Consider the following 18,603-nt stretch of genomic DNA (forward strand, 5'->3'; position numbering starts at 1 on the left):
GCTCAATCACCGGTGCTGTGAAACAACGACGGCGCCAATCCCCCTGAAGTGGGGACGGCGCCGTCGTTCGCTTGATCCTTTGTCAGATCTTGCGGGAGAGGATGGCCTGCTTGACCTCTTGGATAGCCTGGGTCACCTGGATGCCGCGGGGGCATGCTTCGGAGCAGTTGAAGGTGGTGCGGCAGCGCCACACACCTTCCTTGTCGTTGAGGATCTCCAGGCGCATGTCGCCGGCGTCATCACGTGAATCGAAGATGAAGCGGTGCGCGTTGACGATCGCCGCCGGTCCGAAGTACTGGCCGTCGGTCCAGAACACGGGGCAGGAGGATGTGCAGGCAGCGCACAGGATGCACTTGGTGGTGTCATCAAAGCGCTCACGGTCCTCGGCGGACTGCAGGCGTTCCCGGGTGGGCTCGTGGCCCTTGTTGATGAGGAACGGCATCACTTCGCGGTAGGACTGGAAGAACGGTTCCATGTCCACGATGAGGTCCTTCTCCACCGGCAGGCCCTTGATGGGTTCCACCGTGATGGGCTTGGACGTGTCCAGGTCCTTCAGGAGGGTCTTGCAGGCAAGGCGATTGCGGCCGTTGATGCGCATGGCATCGGACCCGCAGACGCCGTGGGCGCAGGAGCGGCGGAAGGAGAGGCTGCCGTCGATTTCCCACTTGACCTTGTGCAGGGCATCCAGGACACGGTCCGTGCCGTACATGGTCAGGTGGTAGTCGTCCCAGCTAGCCTCGCCGGAAACCTCCGGGTTGTACCGGCGGACGCGCATGTGCACATCGAACGTGGGGATTTCGCCGCCACCGCCGACGCCGGCAGGCAGTTCAATCTTTGAGGCTGGCTCAGCGATTTCAGCGGTCATCTTAGTACTTCCTCACCATCGGCTCGTAGCGGGTAAAGACAACCGGCTTCGTGGCCAGGCGGATGCCGGCAATTGCTTCTGCCGATCCGTCAGCCGGCGCGTGGTCATCCTTGTACGCCATGGAGTGCTTCATGAATTTCTCGTCGTCACGTTCCGGGAAGTCCTCGCGGAAGTGTCCGCCGCGGGATTCCTCACGGTGCAGGGCTGCCACGGTCATCACCTTGGCCAGCTCCAGCAGGAAGCCCAGTTCAACGGCCTCGAGCAGGTCAAGGTTGAAGCGCTTTCCCTTGTCCTGGACGTTGATGCGCTTGTACCGCTCCTCGAAGGAGGCGATGTCGCGCAGGACCTGGTTCAGGGTATCCGCGGTGCGGAACACCTGCATGTTGGCGTCCATGGTGTCCTGCAGTTCCTTGCGGATCTGGGCCACCTTTTCGTCGCCGGTGCCGTTGCGGGCAATGTCGAGCAGTTCGGTGGTGTACGCCAGGGGGTTCTCCGGCAGCTCCACGAACTCGGCGGTCTTGGAATACTCGGCGGCCGCAATACCGGCGCGCTTGCCGAACACATTGATGTCCAGCAACGAGTTGGTGCCCAGGCGGTTGGATCCGTGGACGGAAACGCAGGCCACCTCACCGGCGGCGTAAAGACCGGGGATAACGGTGTCGTTGTCCTGCAGGACCTCGGTGGTGATGTTGGTGGGGATGCCGCCCATGGCGTAGTGCGCCGTGGGGAACACCGGAACCGGCTCCGTGTAGGGCTCCACACCCAGGTAGGTGCGCGCGAACTCGGTGATGTCCGGCAGTTTGGCGTCGATGTGCGCCGGCTCCAGGTGGGTGAGGTCCAGGAGGACGTAGTCCTTGTTCGGGCCGCAGCCGCGGCCTTCGCGGACCTCGTTGGCCATGGAGCGGGCCACGATGTCACGGGGCGCGAGGTCCTTGATGGTGGGGGCGTAACGCTCCATGAAGCGCTCACCCTCGGAGTTGCGCAGGATCGCGCCTTCGCCGCGGGCGGCCTCGGAGAGGAGGATGCCCAGGCCGGCGAGGCCCGTCGGGTGGAACTGGAAGAACTCCATGTCCTCCAGCGGGATTCCGCGGCGGAAGGCGATGCCCATGCCGTCACCGGTGAGGGTGTGGGCGTTGGAAGTGGTCTTGAAGACCTTGCCTGCACCGCCGGAGGCGAACACCACGGACTTTGCCTGGAAGACGTGCAGTTCGCCCGAAGCGAGGTCGTAGGAGACCACGCCGGCCACGCGCTTCTGCTTGTACGGCGTGCCGTCTTCGCGCACTGCGTCCTCTTCGACCGTCAGCAGGTCCAGGACGTAGTACTCGTTGTAGAACTCAACGTTGTGCTTGACGCAGTTTTGGTACAGCGTCTGCAGGATCATGTGGCCGGTGCGGTCCGCGGCGTAGCAGGCGCGGCGGACGGGGGCCTTGCCGTGGTCGCGGGTGTGGCCGCCGAACCGGCGCTGGTCAATCCGGCCTTCGGGCGTGCGGTTGAACGGCAGGCCCATCTTCTCCAGGTCGAGCACGGCGTCGATGGCTTCCTTGGCCATGACCTCTGCGGCATCCTGGTCCACCAGGTAGTCACCGCCCTTGACGGTGTCGAACGTGTGCCACTCCCAGTTGTCTTCCTCGACATTGGCAAGGGCTGCACACATGCCACCCTGCGCCGCACCGGTGTGCGAGCGGGTGGGGTAGAGCTTGGTCAGTACTGCTGTGCGGGCGCGTTGACCGGACTCGATCGCCGCGCGCATGCCAGCGCCACCGGCACCGACGATGACGACGTCGTACTTATGGACCTGCATACCAGACGCTCTTTCTCTCAAAATTCGCAATAAAACAACGGGCGGGCGTTGCCTGCTCCGCAAAACAAGGCCCGCGGTTGTACCCGCGGGCCCGGGATGTTGCCGGTGCTAGGCAGGGCAGAAGCCGCCAGGCAGGGGAACGCCGTTCACCACGGGGCAAGGGTTGAAGGTGAAGATCACCAGGGTGCCCAGGACGATGATGACGACGGTGGCTGAGTAGAGCACCGTCTTCAGCCAGCGGCGGGTTGAGTCCTTCTCGGCGTAGTCGTTGATGATGGTGCGGACGCCGTTGGTGCCGTGCAGCATGGCCAGCCACAGCATGGTGAGGTCCCAGAACTGCCAGAACGGGTCGGCCCACTTGCCGGCCACGAAACCGAAGTCGATGGCGTGGATGCCCTCGCCCACCATGAGGTTCACAAAAAGGTGGCCGAAGATCAGGACCACCAGAACCACGCCGGAGAGGCGCATGAACAGCCAGGCGATCATTTCAAAGTTGCCACGGCTTCCGCCGGTGCGGCGGTACTGGGGTGCAATCCGTCCGCTGCGCGGGCTCTCAATGGTTGCAGACATGGCTTAGAGACCTCCGAGCGCGAGGGACAGGTGGCGGATGGAGAAGGCAACCATGGTGACCAGCCACAGGCCAAGGACTGCCCAGAGCATCTGGCGCTGGTACTTGGGACCCTTCTTCCAGAAGTCCACGGCGATGATGCGCAGGCCGTTGAAGGCGTGGAAGACGATGGCCGCAACAAGGCCGGTCTCGCCCAGGGCCATGAGCGGGTTCTTATAGGCACCGATCACCGCGGTGTAGGCCTCGGGAGAGACACGCACCAAGGAGGTGTCCAGAACGTGGACCAACAAGAAGAAAAAGATCACTACACCGGTAATACGGTGTCCTACCCAGGACCACATGCCTTCACGGCCGCGGTACAAGGTGCCAGCTGGTTTTGTCGGCACTGATAAACCTCCCTGCAACACAGCGGCGCTGGCATGAGATCCACGCGGGGGGAACGCCTGCTGCGAGAGCACTCGTAGCTCAGGCCTAAATCTAGGCTCCGCTCACAGCTTATTCAATTTAGGAACTCCTTGGTGCCCAGCAGTAGCAAGGATTTTGCGGATTAATGAGACAAACGCCACAAAGACGCGTCCTCATGAGGTCCCGGTGGCTCCGAACGGGGGCCGGAAGGGGCCACGGCAGGCGGTCGGCTAAAGTAGGCCTTGATGAGTACAGACAAAGTGACAAGCCCCGTTTCACCCCTTGACCGCTTCATTGCGGTGATCCCGGCCGGCGGCGTAGGGACCCGCCTTTGGCCCCTGTCGCGAGCCGCAGCTCCTAAGTTCCTTCACGACCTCACCGGCTCGGGCAGTACATTGCTGCGCGCCACCTATGACCGGCTGCACCCGCTGGCCGGCACCCGGGTGCTGGTAGTTACCGGGAAGGCACACCGTGATGCGGTGTGCCGCCAGCTTCCGGAACTCCAGGACGCGGACCTGGTCCTGGAGTCCGAGCCCAAGGATTCCGGCGCGGCCATCGGCCTTGCCGCCGCCATCCTGCACGAACGCGATCCGGACACCATCATGGGTTCCTTCGCTGCGGACCAGGTGATCAGCCCGGACAGCCTCTTCCAGCAGGCCGTCCGCGAAGCGATCCACACCGCCGCCGCCGGCAAGATTGTCACCATAGGCATTAAGCCCACCCACCCCTCCACAGGGTTCGGCTACATCCGATCCGGGCAGGACCTGCACATCGACGGCGCTCCCAGCGCCCAGGACGTGGTGGAGTTCGTCGAAAAGCCGGACGAGGAAGTGGCCCAGCAGTACGTTGACAGCGGCAACTACGTGTGGAACGCCGGCATGTTCGTCGCCCCGGTTGCCCTCCTGCTCAAGCACCTTGAGGCCAACCAGCCCGTGCTGTTCCAGGGCCTGCAGGAAATCGCGCGCGCCTGGGACACCCCCGCCCGCGACGAGGTCACTGCCCGTGTCTGGCCCACCCTGCCCAAGATCGCCATCGACTATGCAGTCGCTGAACCTGCCGCCGAAGCCGGGGACGTCGCCGTCGTGCCCGGCTCCTTCCGCTGGGACGACGTGGGCGACTTCGCTTCCGTGGGCCGGCTCAACAGCGCCAAGGAAGTGGATGACGTCACCGTACTCGGCGAGGGTGCGCGCGTGTTCACCGAGAACTCCAGCGGCGTGGTGGTGACCGACACCAAGCGCGTGATTGCCCTGATCGGGATCCAGGACGTTGTCATTGTGGATACCCCGGATGCCCTGCTGGTGACCACCATGGCCAATTCGCAGCGTGTCAAAGCCGCCGTCGACGCCTTGAAAGCGAGCGGGGACACGGACGTTCTGTAGGCCGCGCGGCCCTGCGGATGTAACGCGGGGACCGCGATGGCCCGTAATCGGGTGACCCTCGCTAGAGTGAAACCGTGCGCAATTACACTACGGAAGCCGAGCCCACCGCACTGGTGGCACCCTGGCTTGAGCCGCTCCTGCCGGAACTGATCGATTTCCGCCGGGACCTGCATGCGCATCCGGAACTGTCCTTCAAGGAATTCCGCACTACGGACAAGCTGGCCGAGCGGCTCGAAGCCGCAGGCCTCAGCCCCCGGCGGCTGGAGGGCACGGGGCTCACGGTGGATGTGGGGGAGGGGCCCATCGCCACGGCCCTGCGCGGAGACATTGATGCGCTGCCCATCATTGAGGAGACGGGCCTGCCTTTCGCCTCGAAGAACCACGGCGTGACGCACGCCTGCGGCCACGACGTCCACACCACTACCATGCTGGGCATCGCCCTGGTGCTGCACCGTATGCACCAGGAGGAACCGCTTGGGGCCACCGTCCGCATCATCTTCCAGCCCGCCGAGGAAACGATGCCCGGCGGGGCCCACTCCTGCATCGAGCAGGGTGTCCTGGACGGGGTTCCCCGCATCCTGGCCCTGCACTGTGATCCGCGCATCGAAGTGGGCAAGATCGGTACCCGGATCGGCGCCATCACGTCGGCCTCGGACACCATCCGGATCGAGCTTTCGGGCCGCGGCGGCCACACCTCACGCCCGCACCTGACCGAGGACCTGGTGTTCGCCCTGGCCCAGATTGCCGTGAATGTGCCTGCCGTCCTGTCCCGCCGGGTGGATGTCCGGAGCGGGGTTTCGGTGGTGTGGGGCCAGATCTCGGCCGGCTCGGCTCCGAACGCGATTCCCGGAACCGGCTACATGGCCGGAACCATGCGGTGCCTGGACCGCGAAGCGTGGCACGCCGCGGGCGAACTGCTGGATGAAGTGGTGCACCAGGTGGCAGCCCCCTACGGCGTGGATGTGCGTTTGGAGCACACCCGGGGAGTGCCGCCGGTGGTGAACTCTGAACACGAGACGGCGATCATCGAGGCCTCCGCACGGGCGGAGATCGGCGAAAGCGCCGTGGTGCTGACCCCGCAGTCGATGGGCGGGGAGGACTTCGCCTGGTTCCTCGCGGAGCTACCGGGCGCCATGATGAGGCTTGGCACCAAAACTCCCGGCGGCGAGGAATACGATCTCCACCGGGGCGACTACATCCTGGACGAACGGGCCCTGGGCCTTGGCGTCCGGGTCCTCACTGCTGCGGCCCTGCGCACCATCCGCGACCTTTAGCCGCGGCGGCGGATGCCGCCGTCGTACTTTCTGAAAAGACGACCCTGTTTCCTGTCCCTGCCATAAGTTGTGCACAATTTAGTTGCACGTTATGGTTTTGGCATGACAGATGCTCCGCGGCTGAACCGCCAGGTGTGCTTTGCGCTCTACTCCGCATCCCGTGCCGCCACTGCGGTCTACCGACCGGTCCTCGAAGGGCTGGGCCTCACCTATCCGCAGTACCTGGTGATGCTGGTGCTGTGGGAAAGCGAGCCGCGCGGCGTGAAAGAACTGGGCGAAGAGCTCGGACTGGACTCGGGCACCCTGTCGCCCCTGCTCAAGCGCCTGGAATCGATGGGGCTGGTGGAGCGCCGGCGGTCCGGAGAGGACGAGCGCCGGGTCGCCATCCACCTGGCGCCGGCCGGCCGGGAGCTGAGCGGGAAGGCCGGCGCCATCCCGCAGCGGCTCGCGGACGCCGCGGGGCTGACAGCCCAAGAACTTGACCAGCTGCGCGACACCCTGGGCCGCCTGACCGCAGCCCTGCACAACACGCTCTGACACCACAACACGCTCTGACACCGCAGATTTCAACCCCACAACAGGACGGAAACACCGTGAAATCCCTTTACACTGCCGAGGCGCTTGCCTCGGGCGAAGGCCGCGACGGCAATGCACGGACCAACGACGGTAAACTGGACGTCACCCTCGCCAGCCCCCTTGAGCTTGGCGGAACCGGCGAAGGCACCAACCCCGAACAGCTTTTCGCTGCCGGCTACGCCGCCTGCTTCCACTCCGCCCTCCGCTTGGTGGGCCGCAAGGAACGCGCGGACCTGACCGATTCGGCAGTGGCCGCCAAGGTGCACCTCGGACAGCTGGACACCGCCGGTTTCGGGCTGGCCGCCGAACTTGAGATCGCCCTGCCGGCACTGGACCTGGCCACCGCGGAGGCGTTGGTGGCCAAGGCCCATGAAATCTGCCCCTACTCCAACGCCACCCGCGGCAACATCACCGTGGACATCAAAATCCTGGAGTACGCCGCATGAGCCATGCACCTCTTCCCGTCACCACCCGCGAAATCCAGCTGGCTTCCCGACCGAAGGGCCGCCCGGTCCCGGAGAACTTCCGGCTTGCCGAGTCCCGGCTGCCGGAACTCCAGGACGGCCAGATCCTGGTCCGCAACCTCTTTATGTCCGTCGATCCCTACATGCGGGGGCGCATGAATGACGTCAAGTCCTACTCCGCACCCTTCGCTTTGGATAAAGCGCTCGACGGCGGTGCCGTGGGGGAGGTGCTTGCCTCCCGTTCGGAGCGCCATCAGGAAGGTGACGTTGTGGTGCACCCCCTGGGCTGGCGCGAATACGCAGTGGTGGACGCTGCCGCAGCCACGCCCGCACGCACCGACCTCGCCCCCGCGTCCGCTTTCCTCGGTGCGTTGGGCATGACGGGGCTGACGGCATACGCCGGCCTGCTCAAGGTCGCAGAGTTCAAAGCCGGCGACGCCGTGTTCGTCTCGGGCGCGGCCGGCGCCGTGGGCTCACTGGTGGGCCAGATCGCCAAGGCCATGGGTGCGTCCCGCGTGATTGGTTCAGCGGGCACCCCTGCCAAGGTGGCCAGGCTGCTGGAACTCGGCTTTGACGCTGCCTTCGACTACCACGACGGGCCTGTCCTGGAGCAGCTGCAGAAGGCAGCCGGGCCAGCCGGCATCGATGTCTACTTCGACAATGTGGGCGGCGAACACCTTGAGGCCGCCCTGGCCACGCTCAACGTCGGCGGCCGAGTGGCGATGTGCGGCGCCATTGCCCAATACAACTCCACCGAGCCAACACCCGCACCACACAACCTGATGCTCGCCATCGGCAAGCAGCTCACCCTCAAGGGCTTCCTGGTGGGCGGCCAGCGGCAGCACGCTGCGGAGTTCGCCGAGAAGATGGCCGGCTGGCTCGCTGACGGCACGGTCCGCTACGACGAGACCATCGTGGACGGGCTCGAGAAAGCCCCGCGGGCCTTTATGGACCTGCTCGACGGCGCCAACACCGGCAAGATGCTGGTCCGCCTCTGACCGTTCTCCGGCAGCTGAACCAGTAAGGGGCCGCACCCAAGGTGCGGCCCCTTACTCGTTGGTAACAACTTGTAAACGATCTCTGAAAAGCGGTCCGGGTGTGCTAGGGAGACGTGTCGCAGGCCACTAAAGTAGGTGCCATCAGTGCGCTCCGGCGCAGTGCTGCGGGCTGTCAGTGAAAACAGAATTTCAATGCAGAAACGGACACTCATTGAATTCGAACCGTAGCGCCACTCTCTTCATCCTGGAGGAAAATTGAAGAAATCACTGCGTGCACACATCAAGCGCGGTTCAACGGCCGGCCTGGCTACCGTCAGCGCCTCCGCCCTTCTGTTGACCGCCTGCGGCGCAGCCCCTGAAGCCGGAAGCACCTCGTCAGCCGGGGCCAGCGACTACACCGGCTGCATCGTCTCCGACTCCGGCGGATTCGATGACCAGTCCTTCAACCAGTCCTCCTACGAAGGGCTGAAGAAGAATGAGAAGGACCTGGGGATCAAAGTCAACCAGGCGGAGTCCAAAACCAACAACGACTTCGAACCGAACCTGCGCGCCATGGTCACCGCGGGCTGCGACCTCACCCTCACGGTGGGCTTCCTTCTCGGCGACGCCACCAAGCAGCAGGCAGAAGCCAACCCCGACAAACATTTCGCCATCATCGACTTCGCATACGACACCCCGGTCGCGAACGTCAAGCCGATCATCTACGACACCGCGCAGGCAGCCTTCCTAGCCGGCTACCTCGCGGCAGGCACCACCAAAACCGGGAAAGTGGCCACCTTCGGTGGCAAGAACATCCCCACGGTCACCATCTTCATGGATGGCTTCGCTGACGGCGTGAAGTACTACAACAAGCAGAAGGGCAAGGACGTCCAACTCCTTGGCTGGAACAAGGAGGCCCAGGACGGGACGTTCACCGGCGACTTCGAAAAGCAGGACGTGGGCAAGCAGGTCACCCAGAACTTCCTGGACCAGGGCGCCGATATCGTGCTGCCCGTCGCCGGGTCGACCAGCAAGGGCGCGGGGGCGGCGCTGAAGGATGCCAAGGCCGCCGGCAAGGACGTCAAGCTGATCTGGGTCGACTCCGACGGCTACCTGACCGCCCCTGACTACAAGGACATTATGCTGTCGTCCGTCATAAAGACGATGGACGAGGCCGTGGAGGCCGTGGTCAAGGATGACACGGAAGGAAAGTTCAGCAACACGCCCTACGTTGGCACCCTGGCCAACGACGGTGTGCAGTTGGCCCCCTTCCACGATCTCGATTCGCAGGTCCCTGCCGAGCTCAAGTCCGAGCTGGAGCAGATCAAGAAGGACATTGTGGACGGCAAGCTGAAAGTCGAGTCCAAGGCAAGCCCGAAGTACTGACCCTGCATAGAGCGCCACCGCCCGGCTGGTCGATGACCGGCCGGGCGGTGGCGCTTTTTGCTGCTGCCTGCCACTTTTGGGCCACCGCCCGTTAATCCCAGGACTGCAACCACTAGGCTGGTGCTGCAGCCACATATCCCGTCCGGTCGATCACCGGACGCTTCGAGATTGGTCAGAGTTGAAACTTGAACTCAGAGGGATCACTAAACGCTTCGGGACCCTGCTCGCCAACGATCACATCGATGTGGTGGTTGAACCCGGGCAGATCCACTGCCTGCTGGGGGAGAACGGGGCCGGAAAATCCACCCTCATGAATGTGCTGTACGGCCTTTATGAGCCGTCCGGGGGTGAAATCCTCGTTGATGGCAAGGCTGTTTCCTTCCGCGGCCCCGGTGACGCCATGGCCTCCGGAATCGGCATGGTGCACCAGCACTTTATGCTGGTCCCCGTCTTCACCGTTGCCGAGAACGTGGCCCTCGGGGCCGAACCCACCAAGGCCGGCGGTTTCCTCAACCTGGATGAGACACGGCGCCGGATCAAGGAGATCTCGGACCAGTACGGCTTCGATGTCGATCCCGACGCCCTGGTGGAGGACCTGCCGGTGGGCGTCCAGCAGCGCGTGGAAATCATCAAGGCGCTGGTCCGGAACGCCAAGGTCCTGATCCTGGACGAACCCACTGCTGTGCTGACGCCCCAGGAAACGGACGAACTGCTGGACATCATGCGCCAGCTTAAGGCCGGCGGGACGTCCATTGTCTTTATTTCGCACAAGCTGCGGGAAGTGAAGGAAGTCTCGGATACCATCACGGTGATCCGGCACGGAAAGGTGGTGGGCACGGCCGATTCCGGCACCCCCATCGCAGAGCTCGCCTCCATGATGGTGGGCCGCGCCGTCAGCCTGAACCTGGACAAGGCGCCCGCCCAGCCGAAGGAAAAGACCTTCGAAGTCCGCGACCTGACCGTCATCGCCCCCAACGGCCACCACGTGGTAAACGGCCTCAGCTTTGACATTGCCCGCGGCGAAATCCTGGCAGTGGCCGGTGTGCAGGGCAACGGCCAGACCGAACTCACCGAGGCGATCCTCGGCCTCCAGGACCGTGTTTCGGGTTCCATCAGGCTCGACGGCAAGGAGCTGCTCGGCCGGTCGGTCAAGGAAGTCCTGAAGGCCGGCGTCGGATTCGTGCCGGAAGACCGCAAGGTGGACGGGCTGGTGGGCACTTTCTCGGTGGCCGAGAACCTGGTCCTGGACCTCTATGACAAGCCCCCGTTCGCGAAGGGCATCAGCATGAGCCCGGCGAAGATTCTGGAGAACGCCAAGGAGCGCATCGGCGAATTCGACGTGCGGACGCCGTCGGCGGTTGCCGCCGCCGGTACCCTCTCCGGCGGCAACCAGCAGAAAGTGGTGATGGCGCGCGAGCTGTCCCGCCCGCTGCGCCTGTTCATCGCCTCCCAGCCCACCCGCGGCGTGGACGTGGGCTCCATTGAGTTCCTGCACCGCCGGATCGTGGCCGAGCGCGACCAGGGGACGCCGGTAATGATCATCTCGACGGAGCTGGACGAGGTGATGGAACTGGCCGACCGCATTGCAGTGCTTTACAAAGGCAAGCTGGTGGGCATTGTGCCGGCCGGCACCGGCCGTGACGTCCTGGGCCTCATGATGGCGGGAATCCCGCCGGAGGAACACGCCCGCACGTCGGCCCAGGGCTCGGGCCAGGCCTCCACAGCTTCTGCCACGGCCTCCACTTCCGACGCCGAAGGAGGCGAGAATGTCTGACAAGCATCCCCCCAGGCACGCGGCCGGCGAACCCGCCCCCGAAGCCCGCGAAGCAGCCCCCGCGGAGGACCTGACTGCCGCCGTCGTCTCCGTTGATACCGCCGGCGGCGCCATGGAGCCTTCAGCCGTCCCTGCCACTGCCCAGAGCGGGCAGCTGCCGGGCGGCCCGGACACCGTGCTCCGCAGGATCTTCACTGGCGGCGGCATGGTCTCGGTTCTCGCCGTACTGCTTGCCCTCATTATCGGCGGGCTCCTGATTGCCAGCACCGACAAACAGGTGGCCACCACCTCCACCTACCTCTTCGCCCGCCCTACTGACTTCCTCTCAGCAGTGTGGAACGCTGCCACCCGGTCCTACATCGCCTTGTTCCAGGGCTCGGTCTTCAACCCCCGGGGCAACAGCCTTGCCGCACAGTTCGCGCCGTTTATGGAGACGCTCACCATCGCCACACCGCTCATTACGGCCGGCCTCGGCGTCGCGCTGGCCTTCCGTGCGGGACTGTTCAACATCGGCGCCCAGGGGCAGATCATCGTGGCCGGCATCCTGGCCGCCTGGATAGGCTTCGCGCTCCACCTGCCCCTGGGCCTGCACCTGCTGCTGGTCCTGCTGGCCGGCATCATCGGCGGCGCCTTCTGGGGCGGACTCGTGGGCGTCCTCAAGGCACGGACCGGCGCCCACGAGGTCATCCTCACCATCATGTTCAACTACATCGCGCTGTACTTCCTGCGGTTCCTGCTGAACACGCCGGCCTTCCAGCGGCCGGGGGAGACCAACCCCATCTCGCCCATCCTGGACCCCAGCGCCGTCTACCCGCAGATCTTCGGCACCCAGTACCGCCTGCACCTCGGTTTCCTGCTGGCCATCGCAGCCACCGTCCTGGTCTGGTGGCTGCTGAACCGCTCCACCGTGGGCTTCGAGTTCCGGGCCGTCGGCGCCAACCCCAAGGCCGCCCAGACCGCCGGCATCAACGTCTCCCGCTCCACCATCCTCGTGATGGCCATCGCCGGCGGGCTGGCCGGTATGTCCGGCGTGGCCCAGGTGGCGGGCACCGAGAAAGTCCTGACCGACGGCGTGGCGGCCACCTACGGCTTCGACGCCATCACCGTCGCCCTGCTGGGACGTTCGACGCCGTGGGGCACCTTCGCTGCCGGCCTCCTGTTCGGCGCCTTCCGCGCGGGAGCCGTCCAGATGCAGATCCAGACCGGAACCCCCATCGACATCGTCCTGGTGGTCCAGGCCCTGATCGTGCTCTTTATCGCGGCGCCCCCCCTGGTCCGGGCCGTTTTCGGCCTGAACCCGCGGCGCAAGAAGCCGGCCCGCACCGCCAAATCCCGTAAGGCAGCAACTACCGGAGGTGCAGCATGAGCACAACAGTTTCGTCGCCCCGCCCGGGAACACCGCAGCCGAATAACGCATCGGCGGACACCGGTCCAGCAACAGTCTCCGTCAAACCGGTGACCTGGCGGACCCCGATCCTGCTCACCGCCTTCGGACTGATCGCCCTGGTCCTTTTCGGCCTGATGGCGCCCAACCAGACCGCCAGCTTCGGGATCTCCACCAGCGAGGACTTCTTCCAGCTCCCGGCCCTGCAGGTGAACGCCTTTGCCGGCGGCATCGTCCTCTCCGTCCTGCTCCTGGGACTCGCCGGCTATGCCGTGTACCTCAAGACCAAGGGCAGGCCGGCTCCGGGCTGGCTGACGGTGGCCTTCATCGTCCTGTTCGTGACCGCGTTCCTCATCTGGGTTGTGGGCGGAGCCCGTACCCCGAACATTTCCCTGGCCGGCCTCGTCGCCGGGTCCGTCACCCTCGCCGTCCCGCTGGTCTTCGGTTCTTTGTCCGGCGTCCTGTGTGAGCGGGTGGGCGTGGTGAACATCGCCATTGAGGGCCAGCTCCTGGGCGGCGCCTTCACCGCCGCCATCGTGGCCAGCATGACGCAGAACCCCTTCATCGGGCTGGCGGCCGCCGCAGTGGCGGGAGCCGTGGTGTCCATGGTGCTGGCGCTGTTCAGCATCAAATACCTCGTCAACCAGATCATCGTGGGCGTCGTGCTGAACGTCCTGGTCTCCGGGGTCACGGGCTTCCTCTTCAGCACCGTGATGCAGGCCAACAAGGCCCAGTTCAATTCGCCTCCCGGGCTGGACATCATCGAGATTCCCGTCCTGTCCAGCATCCCGGTCATCGGGCCCATCCTGTTCCGCCAGTCTTTGGTGGGATACCTGATGTACATCGCCGTCCTGGTGGTCTGGGTAGGCCTGTTCAAGACCCGATGGGGCCTGCGGGTGCGGGCCGTGGGTGAGCACCCGCAGGCAGCGGATACGCTCGGCATCAACGTCAACGCCACCCGGTTCTGGAACGTCACCCTGGGCGGGGCCGTGGCCGGCATCGGCGGGTCCTTCTTCACCCTGGTGGCGATCGACAGCTTCACCAAGGAAATCTCCGGCGGACGCGGCTTCATTGCGCTGGCCGCCCTGATCTTCGGCCGCTGGAACCCGATCGGCGCCTTCTTCGCCGCGCTATTGTTCGGGTTCGCGGACAACCTGCAGAGCATCGTGACCATCATCGGCACCCCGGTACCCAGCCAGTTCATGGCCATGCTGCCGTACCTGGTGACGGTCCTGGCCGTGGCCGGGCTGGTAGGCAGGTCCCGGGGCCCGGCTGCCAGCGGCATTCCCTATGTCAAGGGCTGACACCGTGGCCGATGCAAAGGACCTGGACTGGGCCGCGCTGGAGGCTGCGGCCGTCGCAGCGATGCAGCACGCCTACGTTCCGTACTCGAAGTTCCCGGTGGGGGCGGCAGCACTCACCGAGGACGGGCGGATCGTCAGCGGCTGCAACGTGGAAAACGCCAGTTACGGGTTGACCCTGTGCGCCGAATGCGCACTGGTGGGCAACCTGCACATGACCGGCGGCGGACTGCTCCGGGCGTTCTACTGTGTGGACGGCAACGGCGGGGTCCTGATGCCCTGCGGACGCTGCCGCCAGCTGCTCTACGAATTCCGGGCGCCGGGCATGGAACTCATGACCACCCAAGGCATCAAGACCATGGACCAGGTGCTGCCCGACGCCTTCGGTCCCGAACACCTGGAGGAAACCCGGTGACAGACACCCGCGCAGCGAACAACAAAGCCGAGGCGTTCGACGCCGTCGACATCATCCGCATCAAGCGGGACAAAGGCACCCTCAGCCCCGAACAGATCGACTGGACCATCGATGCCTACACCCGGGGGGTCATCGCCGACGAGCAGATGGCTGCCCTGAACATGGCCATCCTGCTCAACGGCATGAACCGGATCGAAATCGCCCGTTGGACGGCCGCCATGATCGCGTCCGGGGAGCGGATGGACTTCTCCAGCCTGCGCCGGCCGGACGGGGGCCTGAAGTACACCTCGGACAAACACTCCACCGGAGGCGTTGGGGACAAGATCACCCTGCCGCTGGCGCCGCTGGTGGCGGTCTTCGGTGTTGCCGTTCCCCAACTCTCCGGCCGGGGACTGGGCCACACCGGCGGCACCCTGGACAAGCTGGAAGCCATTCCCGGCTGGCGGGCCAACCTCAGCAACGAGCAAATACTGGCCCAGCTCCAGGACGTTGGCGCCGTCATCTGCGCCGCGGGTGCCGGCCTGGCCCCCGCCGACAAAAAGCTCTATGCACTGCGCGACGTCACCGGCACCGTGGAGGCGATTCCGCTCATTGCCTCCTCGATCATGAGCAAAAAGATTGCCGAAGGGACCGGCTCGCTGGTCCTGGACGTCAAGGTGGGCAGTGGTGCGTTCATGAAGGATGAACCCAGGGCCCGCGAGCTTGCCGAGACCATGGTGGCCCTGGGCAAGGACGCCGGGGTCAACACCGTGGCCCTCCTTACGAACATGGACACGCCGCTGGGGCTCACTGCGGGCAATGCCATTGAGGTGGAGGAATCCGTGGAGGTACTCGCCGGCGGCGGTCCTGAAGACGTAGTGGAGCTGACCGTCAGGCTGGCCGAGGAAATGCTCGCCTGCGCAGGGGTGCATGACGCCGATCCGGCAGCCGCCCTCAAGGACGGCCGCGCCATGGACGTCTGGAACCGCATGATCGAGTCGCAGGGCGGAGACCCGCGGGCCAAGCTGCCGCTAGCCCGGGAATCCGAGGTGGTCTACGCGCCGGCGGACGGGGTACTGGTGGAACTGGACGCCTTGGCCGTGGGCGTGGCTGCATGGCGGCTGGGCGCCGGACGGGCCCGCAAGGAGGACGTTGTCCAGGCAGGCGCAGGCGTGCGGTTGCACGCTAAGCCAGGCGCTTTGGTCCGCGCGGGCGAACCGCTGATGACCCTGCTGACCGACACCCCGGAGCGTTTTGCGCGGGCAAAGGAAGCGCTGGAGCACGCGGTGGTTATTGCACCCGAGGGAGCGCGGCCGGCGCAGCGGCTGATCATCGACCGAATAGCATAGGGGTCCTATGCAGGCCATCAATGACTTCATCCTCGCCGCAGCCGGACAGCCCTGGGTGCTGTTCCTGGTCTTGGCGTGCTGCGTCATTGATGGCTTTTTCCCCCCCATCCCCAGTGAGTCGGTGGTGGTGGGCCTCTCCGCCGTCGCTGCCACCGCCGGGGTTCCCAACCCGTGGCTCCTGATGCTGGTGGCAGCGCTCGGGGCCTTCTCCGGGGACAACATTGCTTACCTCATCGGGCGCAAAGTGGGAACCCGGCGCTGGGCGTGGATGCGGGGACGGCGCATGCAAAGCGCCTTCCATTGGGCGGGCCGGGAACTGCGCAAGCGCCCGGCCTCGCTCATCCTCGTGGCGAGGTTTGTTCCGATCGGCCGGGTGGCCGTCAACCTCACAGCCGGCGTCACGCACTATCCACATCTGCGCTTCGTGGGCCTGACCGTCCTTTCGGCGTCGCTGTGGGCAGGCTATTCCGTGGGAATAGGACTGTTTTTCGGGCAATGGTTTGAGGACAACCACCTCCTGGGCGCGGTCATCGCGATCGTTTGTGCAGTGGCTCTGGGGATAATGGTGGACCTTGTCATCAACCGGGTCCGGAACAGGCCTCCCAGAGCGGAGCGGATAAAGGAACCAGAAGCGTAGTTGAACCGTTGTTCGGGCAGGCGGGGGCGTAGCGAATTGCGCCTTGCCATGGGACACTTAGGAACGATTTCCGCTTTGGCTGCGCCGCTTAGGCCCGCGCCATTTTGCATAGGAGCAAGACCCGCGTGGAGTTTATTAATGAGGCCGTGCTCCATGCAGCGGGCCAGTGGTGGATCTACCCGGTCCTGCTGTTGTTTTTCTTCGTGGACGGCTTCGCCATGGTGGTCCCCAGTGAGACCCTCATCGTGGCCCTGGCTGCGTTCGCGCGGCACAGCGGTGAACCGAACCTGTGGATCCTCGGACTCACAGCCCTGGTGGGAGCCATGGCCGGAGACAACATGGCCTTCATGCTCGGACGCAGGATCGGGTTGCACCGGTGGAAATGGATGCGCCGGCCCAAGGTCCAAAAGGCGTTCGGCTGGGCACGCTACGAATTGGACAAGCGGGGCGCCGTCCTGATTTTCACTGCCCGCTACATTCCCTGGGGCAGGGTGGCCGTGAACTACGTCGCCGGAAGCACCGGATTCTCCCACCGCCGCTTCTTCGTGCTGGACGGCTTCGCCTGCACCACCTGGGTGGGGTACTCCATCGGCATCGGCATGCTGGCAAGCTCCTTCCCGTGGCTCCACCACAATCCGCTGCTCAGCGCGGGCATCGCGGTGGTATTCGCCATCGTTTTGGGGATCCTTATCGACCACCTGCTCCGGTTGTGGCACAAGCACCTGGCCCGCAACGACGCGGACAAAGCGGACGAGTGGCTCGACGGCGGCGCGTCCGGCGCAGCGGACCCGGATTCCGGCAGCACAGCCATGCTGGCTCCTGCAGCAGGGGACGGCAAGCCTGCCGCCATGTAGCCGCTGGCATTGAACTGCTGCCCACCCTAAGGTGGGATACGTGACTGAGCCTATTGTTGACGCTGCCCCTGCCATCGATTTTGACCTGAAGAGCCTGCCCAAGGTGTCACTTCACGACCACCTGGACGGGGGACTCCGTCCGGCCACCATCATCGAGCTGGCCGAGGCCGCGGGCCACACCCTTCCGTCAAGCGACCCGGTAGCGCTGGGCCAGTGGTTCCGCGAATCCGCGGACTCCGGCTCCCTGGTCCGCTACCTTGAGACCTTTGACCACACCGTCGCCGTGATGCAGACCGCCGAAGGACTTTACCGGGTCGCCAAGGAATTCGTTGAGGACCTTGCTGATGACGGCGTGGTGTATGGCGAAGTCCGGTGGGCGCCGGAGCAGCACCTCCAGAAGGGCCTCACCCTGGACGAAGCCGTGGAAGCGGTGCAGGAAGGCCTTGAGGCCGGCGTCGAGGCCGTGGGGGAGACCGGACGGGAAATCCAGGTGGGCCAGCTCATCACCGCCATGCGCCACGCCGACCGCGGCCAGGAGATCGCCGAACTCGCCGTCCGCCACCGCAACAAGGGTGCCGTCGGCTTTGACATCGCCGGAGCCGAAGACGGCTTCCTGCCCTCCCGCTTCCGGGACGCCTTCACCTACCTGGCCCAGCACAACTTCCCGGCCACCGTGCACGCCGGCGAGGCTGCCGGGCTGGAAAGCATCCAGTCCGCCCTGGTGGACGGCCGCGCATTGCGGTTGGGACACGGCGTCCGGATCGCCGAAGACATCCTGGTGGAGTTCGACGACGACGAGGACACCGAGGACACCATCGGCCTGGTGACCCTGGGCGATCTCTCCAGCTGGGTCCGGGACCGCGGCATCGCCCTTGAAGTCTGCCCGTCCTCGAACCTCCAGACGGGTGCGATCGCCGGCTTCGGCGAGGGCATCGAAAGCCACCCCCTGGACATGCTGTACCAGCTGGGCTTCAACGTCACCATCAATACCGACAACCGGCTGATGAGCGGCGTCACGCTGACCGACGAGTTCGAGCTGCTGGTGGAAACCTTCGACTACGACCTCGACGACCTCCTGGAGCTGACCCTGAACGCCGCCGAGGCATCCTTCCTGCCGCTGGAAGAGAAGGAAGCGCTCGTCGAGTACATCAACGACGCCTACGCGAATCTTGGCTGAAACTCCCGTTGACCCGCTGCTTACTGGGCCCACGGCAG

18 protein-coding genes are annotated in these 18,603 nt (G+C 65.1%); 14 read left to right on the forward strand and 4 right to left on the reverse strand.

Annotated elements, in window-relative coordinates:
- Positions 1-82 precede the first annotated feature (82 nt).
- The 4 genes from FBY31_RS19760 to sdhC all read right to left on the reverse strand — a co-directional run bounded on the left by FBY31_RS19760 (position 83) and on the right by sdhC (position 3,620).
- Positions 83-865 carry a succinate dehydrogenase iron-sulfur subunit gene (locus FBY31_RS19760; RefSeq protein ID WP_142044402.1) on the reverse strand — a complete coding sequence of 261 codons (783 nt, stop codon included), beginning with the start codon at positions 863-865 and terminating at the stop codon, positions 83-85.
- 1 nt (position 866) lies between these two features.
- Complete coding sequence (sdhA, locus tag FBY31_RS19765; protein WP_142044404.1) at positions 867-2,666, reverse strand: succinate dehydrogenase flavoprotein subunit; 1,800 nt, start codon at positions 2,664-2,666, stop codon at positions 867-869.
- A gap of 108 nt (positions 2,667-2,774) precedes the next feature.
- Positions 2,775-3,236, reverse strand: coding sequence for a succinate dehydrogenase hydrophobic membrane anchor subunit (locus tag FBY31_RS19770; RefSeq protein ID WP_142044406.1), 462 nt, complete (start codon positions 3,234-3,236; stop codon positions 2,775-2,777).
- A gap of 3 nt (positions 3,237-3,239) precedes the next feature.
- A complete protein-coding gene (sdhC, locus tag FBY31_RS19775; protein ID WP_142044408.1) occupies positions 3,240-3,620 on the reverse strand; it encodes a succinate dehydrogenase, cytochrome b556 subunit in 381 nt (126 codons plus the stop codon).
- A gap of 264 nt (positions 3,621-3,884) precedes the next feature.
- Here sdhC and FBY31_RS19780 point away from each other — a divergent pair, with 264 nt between their 5' ends.
- The 14 genes from FBY31_RS19780 (at position 3,885) to FBY31_RS19845 (ending at position 18,565) form a co-directional block, all read left to right on the forward strand.
- Positions 3,885-5,018, forward strand: a complete 1,134-nt coding sequence (locus FBY31_RS19780) for a mannose-1-phosphate guanylyltransferase (RefSeq protein WP_142044410.1) — start codon at positions 3,885-3,887, stop codon at positions 5,016-5,018.
- Between the two features lie 74 nt (positions 5,019-5,092).
- Positions 5,093-6,292, forward strand: coding sequence for an amidohydrolase (locus FBY31_RS19785; RefSeq protein ID WP_142044412.1), 1,200 nt, complete (start codon positions 5,093-5,095; stop codon positions 6,290-6,292).
- Positions 6,293-6,394: 102 nt separating this feature from the next.
- Positions 6,395-6,829, forward strand: a complete 435-nt coding sequence (locus FBY31_RS19790) for a MarR family winged helix-turn-helix transcriptional regulator (RefSeq protein WP_142044414.1) — start codon at positions 6,395-6,397, stop codon at positions 6,827-6,829.
- Between the two features lie 56 nt (positions 6,830-6,885).
- Positions 6,886-7,314 (forward strand): organic hydroperoxide resistance protein, encoded by a 429-nt coding sequence (locus FBY31_RS19795; RefSeq protein WP_142044416.1) that lies wholly within the window; start codon positions 6,886-6,888, stop codon positions 7,312-7,314.
- Positions 7,311-8,330, forward strand: coding sequence for an NADP-dependent oxidoreductase (locus tag FBY31_RS19800; RefSeq protein ID WP_142044418.1), 1,020 nt, complete (start codon positions 7,311-7,313; stop codon positions 8,328-8,330). The genes FBY31_RS19795 and FBY31_RS19800 overlap by 4 nt, the downstream gene beginning before the upstream one ends.
- Positions 8,331-8,585: 255 nt before the next feature.
- Entirely contained in the window at positions 8,586-9,695 is a 1,110-nt protein-coding gene (locus tag FBY31_RS19805) for a BMP family lipoprotein (RefSeq protein ID WP_142044420.1), read from the forward strand.
- Positions 9,696-9,873: 178 nt separating this feature from the next.
- Entirely contained in the window at positions 9,874-11,469 is a 1,596-nt protein-coding gene (locus FBY31_RS19810; RefSeq protein WP_142044422.1) for an ABC transporter ATP-binding protein, read from the forward strand.
- Positions 11,462-12,835, forward strand: a complete 1,374-nt coding sequence (locus FBY31_RS19815; RefSeq protein ID WP_142044424.1) for an ABC transporter permease — start codon at positions 11,462-11,464, stop codon at positions 12,833-12,835. Before FBY31_RS19810 ends, FBY31_RS19815 begins: the two co-directional genes overlap by 8 nt.
- Complete coding sequence (locus FBY31_RS19820; protein ID WP_142044426.1) at positions 12,832-14,157, forward strand: ABC transporter permease; 1,326 nt, start codon at positions 12,832-12,834, stop codon at positions 14,155-14,157. The genes FBY31_RS19815 and FBY31_RS19820 overlap by 4 nt, the downstream gene beginning before the upstream one ends.
- 4 nt (positions 14,158-14,161) lie before the next feature.
- Entirely contained in the window at positions 14,162-14,569 is a 408-nt protein-coding gene (locus FBY31_RS19825; RefSeq protein ID WP_442858200.1) for a cytidine deaminase, read from the forward strand.
- Complete coding sequence (locus FBY31_RS19830; RefSeq protein WP_142044430.1) at positions 14,566-15,897, forward strand: thymidine phosphorylase; 1,332 nt, start codon at positions 14,566-14,568, stop codon at positions 15,895-15,897. The genes FBY31_RS19825 and FBY31_RS19830 overlap by 4 nt, the downstream gene beginning before the upstream one ends.
- Positions 15,898-15,904: 7 nt before the next feature.
- Positions 15,905-16,534, forward strand: a complete 630-nt coding sequence (locus FBY31_RS19835; protein ID WP_142044432.1) for a DedA family protein — start codon at positions 15,905-15,907, stop codon at positions 16,532-16,534.
- A gap of 125 nt (positions 16,535-16,659) precedes the next feature.
- Entirely contained in the window at positions 16,660-17,388 is a 729-nt protein-coding gene (locus FBY31_RS19840) for a DedA family protein (RefSeq protein WP_142044434.1), read from the forward strand.
- Between the two features lie 40 nt (positions 17,389-17,428).
- On the forward strand, positions 17,429-18,565 hold the full coding sequence (locus FBY31_RS19845; protein ID WP_142044436.1) for an adenosine deaminase: 1,137 nt from the start codon (positions 17,429-17,431) through the stop codon (positions 18,563-18,565).
- Positions 18,566-18,603: the final 38 nt, after the last annotated feature.

It is taken from the genome of Arthrobacter sp. SLBN-100, from assembly GCF_006715305.1.
Lineage (GTDB): Bacteria > Actinomycetota > Actinomycetes > Actinomycetales > Micrococcaceae > Arthrobacter.

Bases quoted from the DNA above. Each gene is read 5' to 3' on its own strand.
- FBY31_RS19760 (WP_142044402.1), bottom strand. From the start codon at position 865: ATGACCGCTGAAATCGCTGAGCCAGCCTCAAAGATTGAACTGCCTGCC.
- sdhA (WP_142044404.1), bottom strand. From the start codon at position 2,666: ATGCAGGTCCATAAGTACGACGTCGTCATCGTCGGTGCCGGTGGCGCT.
- FBY31_RS19770 (WP_142044406.1), bottom strand. From the start codon at position 3,236: ATGTCTGCAACCATTGAGAGCCCGCGCAGCGGACGGATTGCACCCCAG.
- FBY31_RS19780 (WP_142044410.1), top strand. From the start codon at position 3,885: ATGAGTACAGACAAAGTGACAAGCCCCGTTTCACCCCTTGACCGCTTC.
- FBY31_RS19790 (WP_142044414.1), top strand. From the start codon at position 6,395: ATGACAGATGCTCCGCGGCTGAACCGCCAGGTGTGCTTTGCGCTCTAC.
- FBY31_RS19800 (WP_142044418.1), top strand. From the start codon at position 7,311: ATGAGCCATGCACCTCTTCCCGTCACCACCCGCGAAATCCAGCTGGCT.
- FBY31_RS19815 (WP_142044424.1), top strand. From the start codon at position 11,462: ATGTCTGACAAGCATCCCCCCAGGCACGCGGCCGGCGAACCCGCCCCC.
- FBY31_RS19820 (WP_142044426.1), top strand. From the start codon at position 12,832: ATGAGCACAACAGTTTCGTCGCCCCGCCCGGGAACACCGCAGCCGAAT.
- FBY31_RS19835 (WP_142044432.1), top strand. From the start codon at position 15,905: ATGCAGGCCATCAATGACTTCATCCTCGCCGCAGCCGGACAGCCCTGG.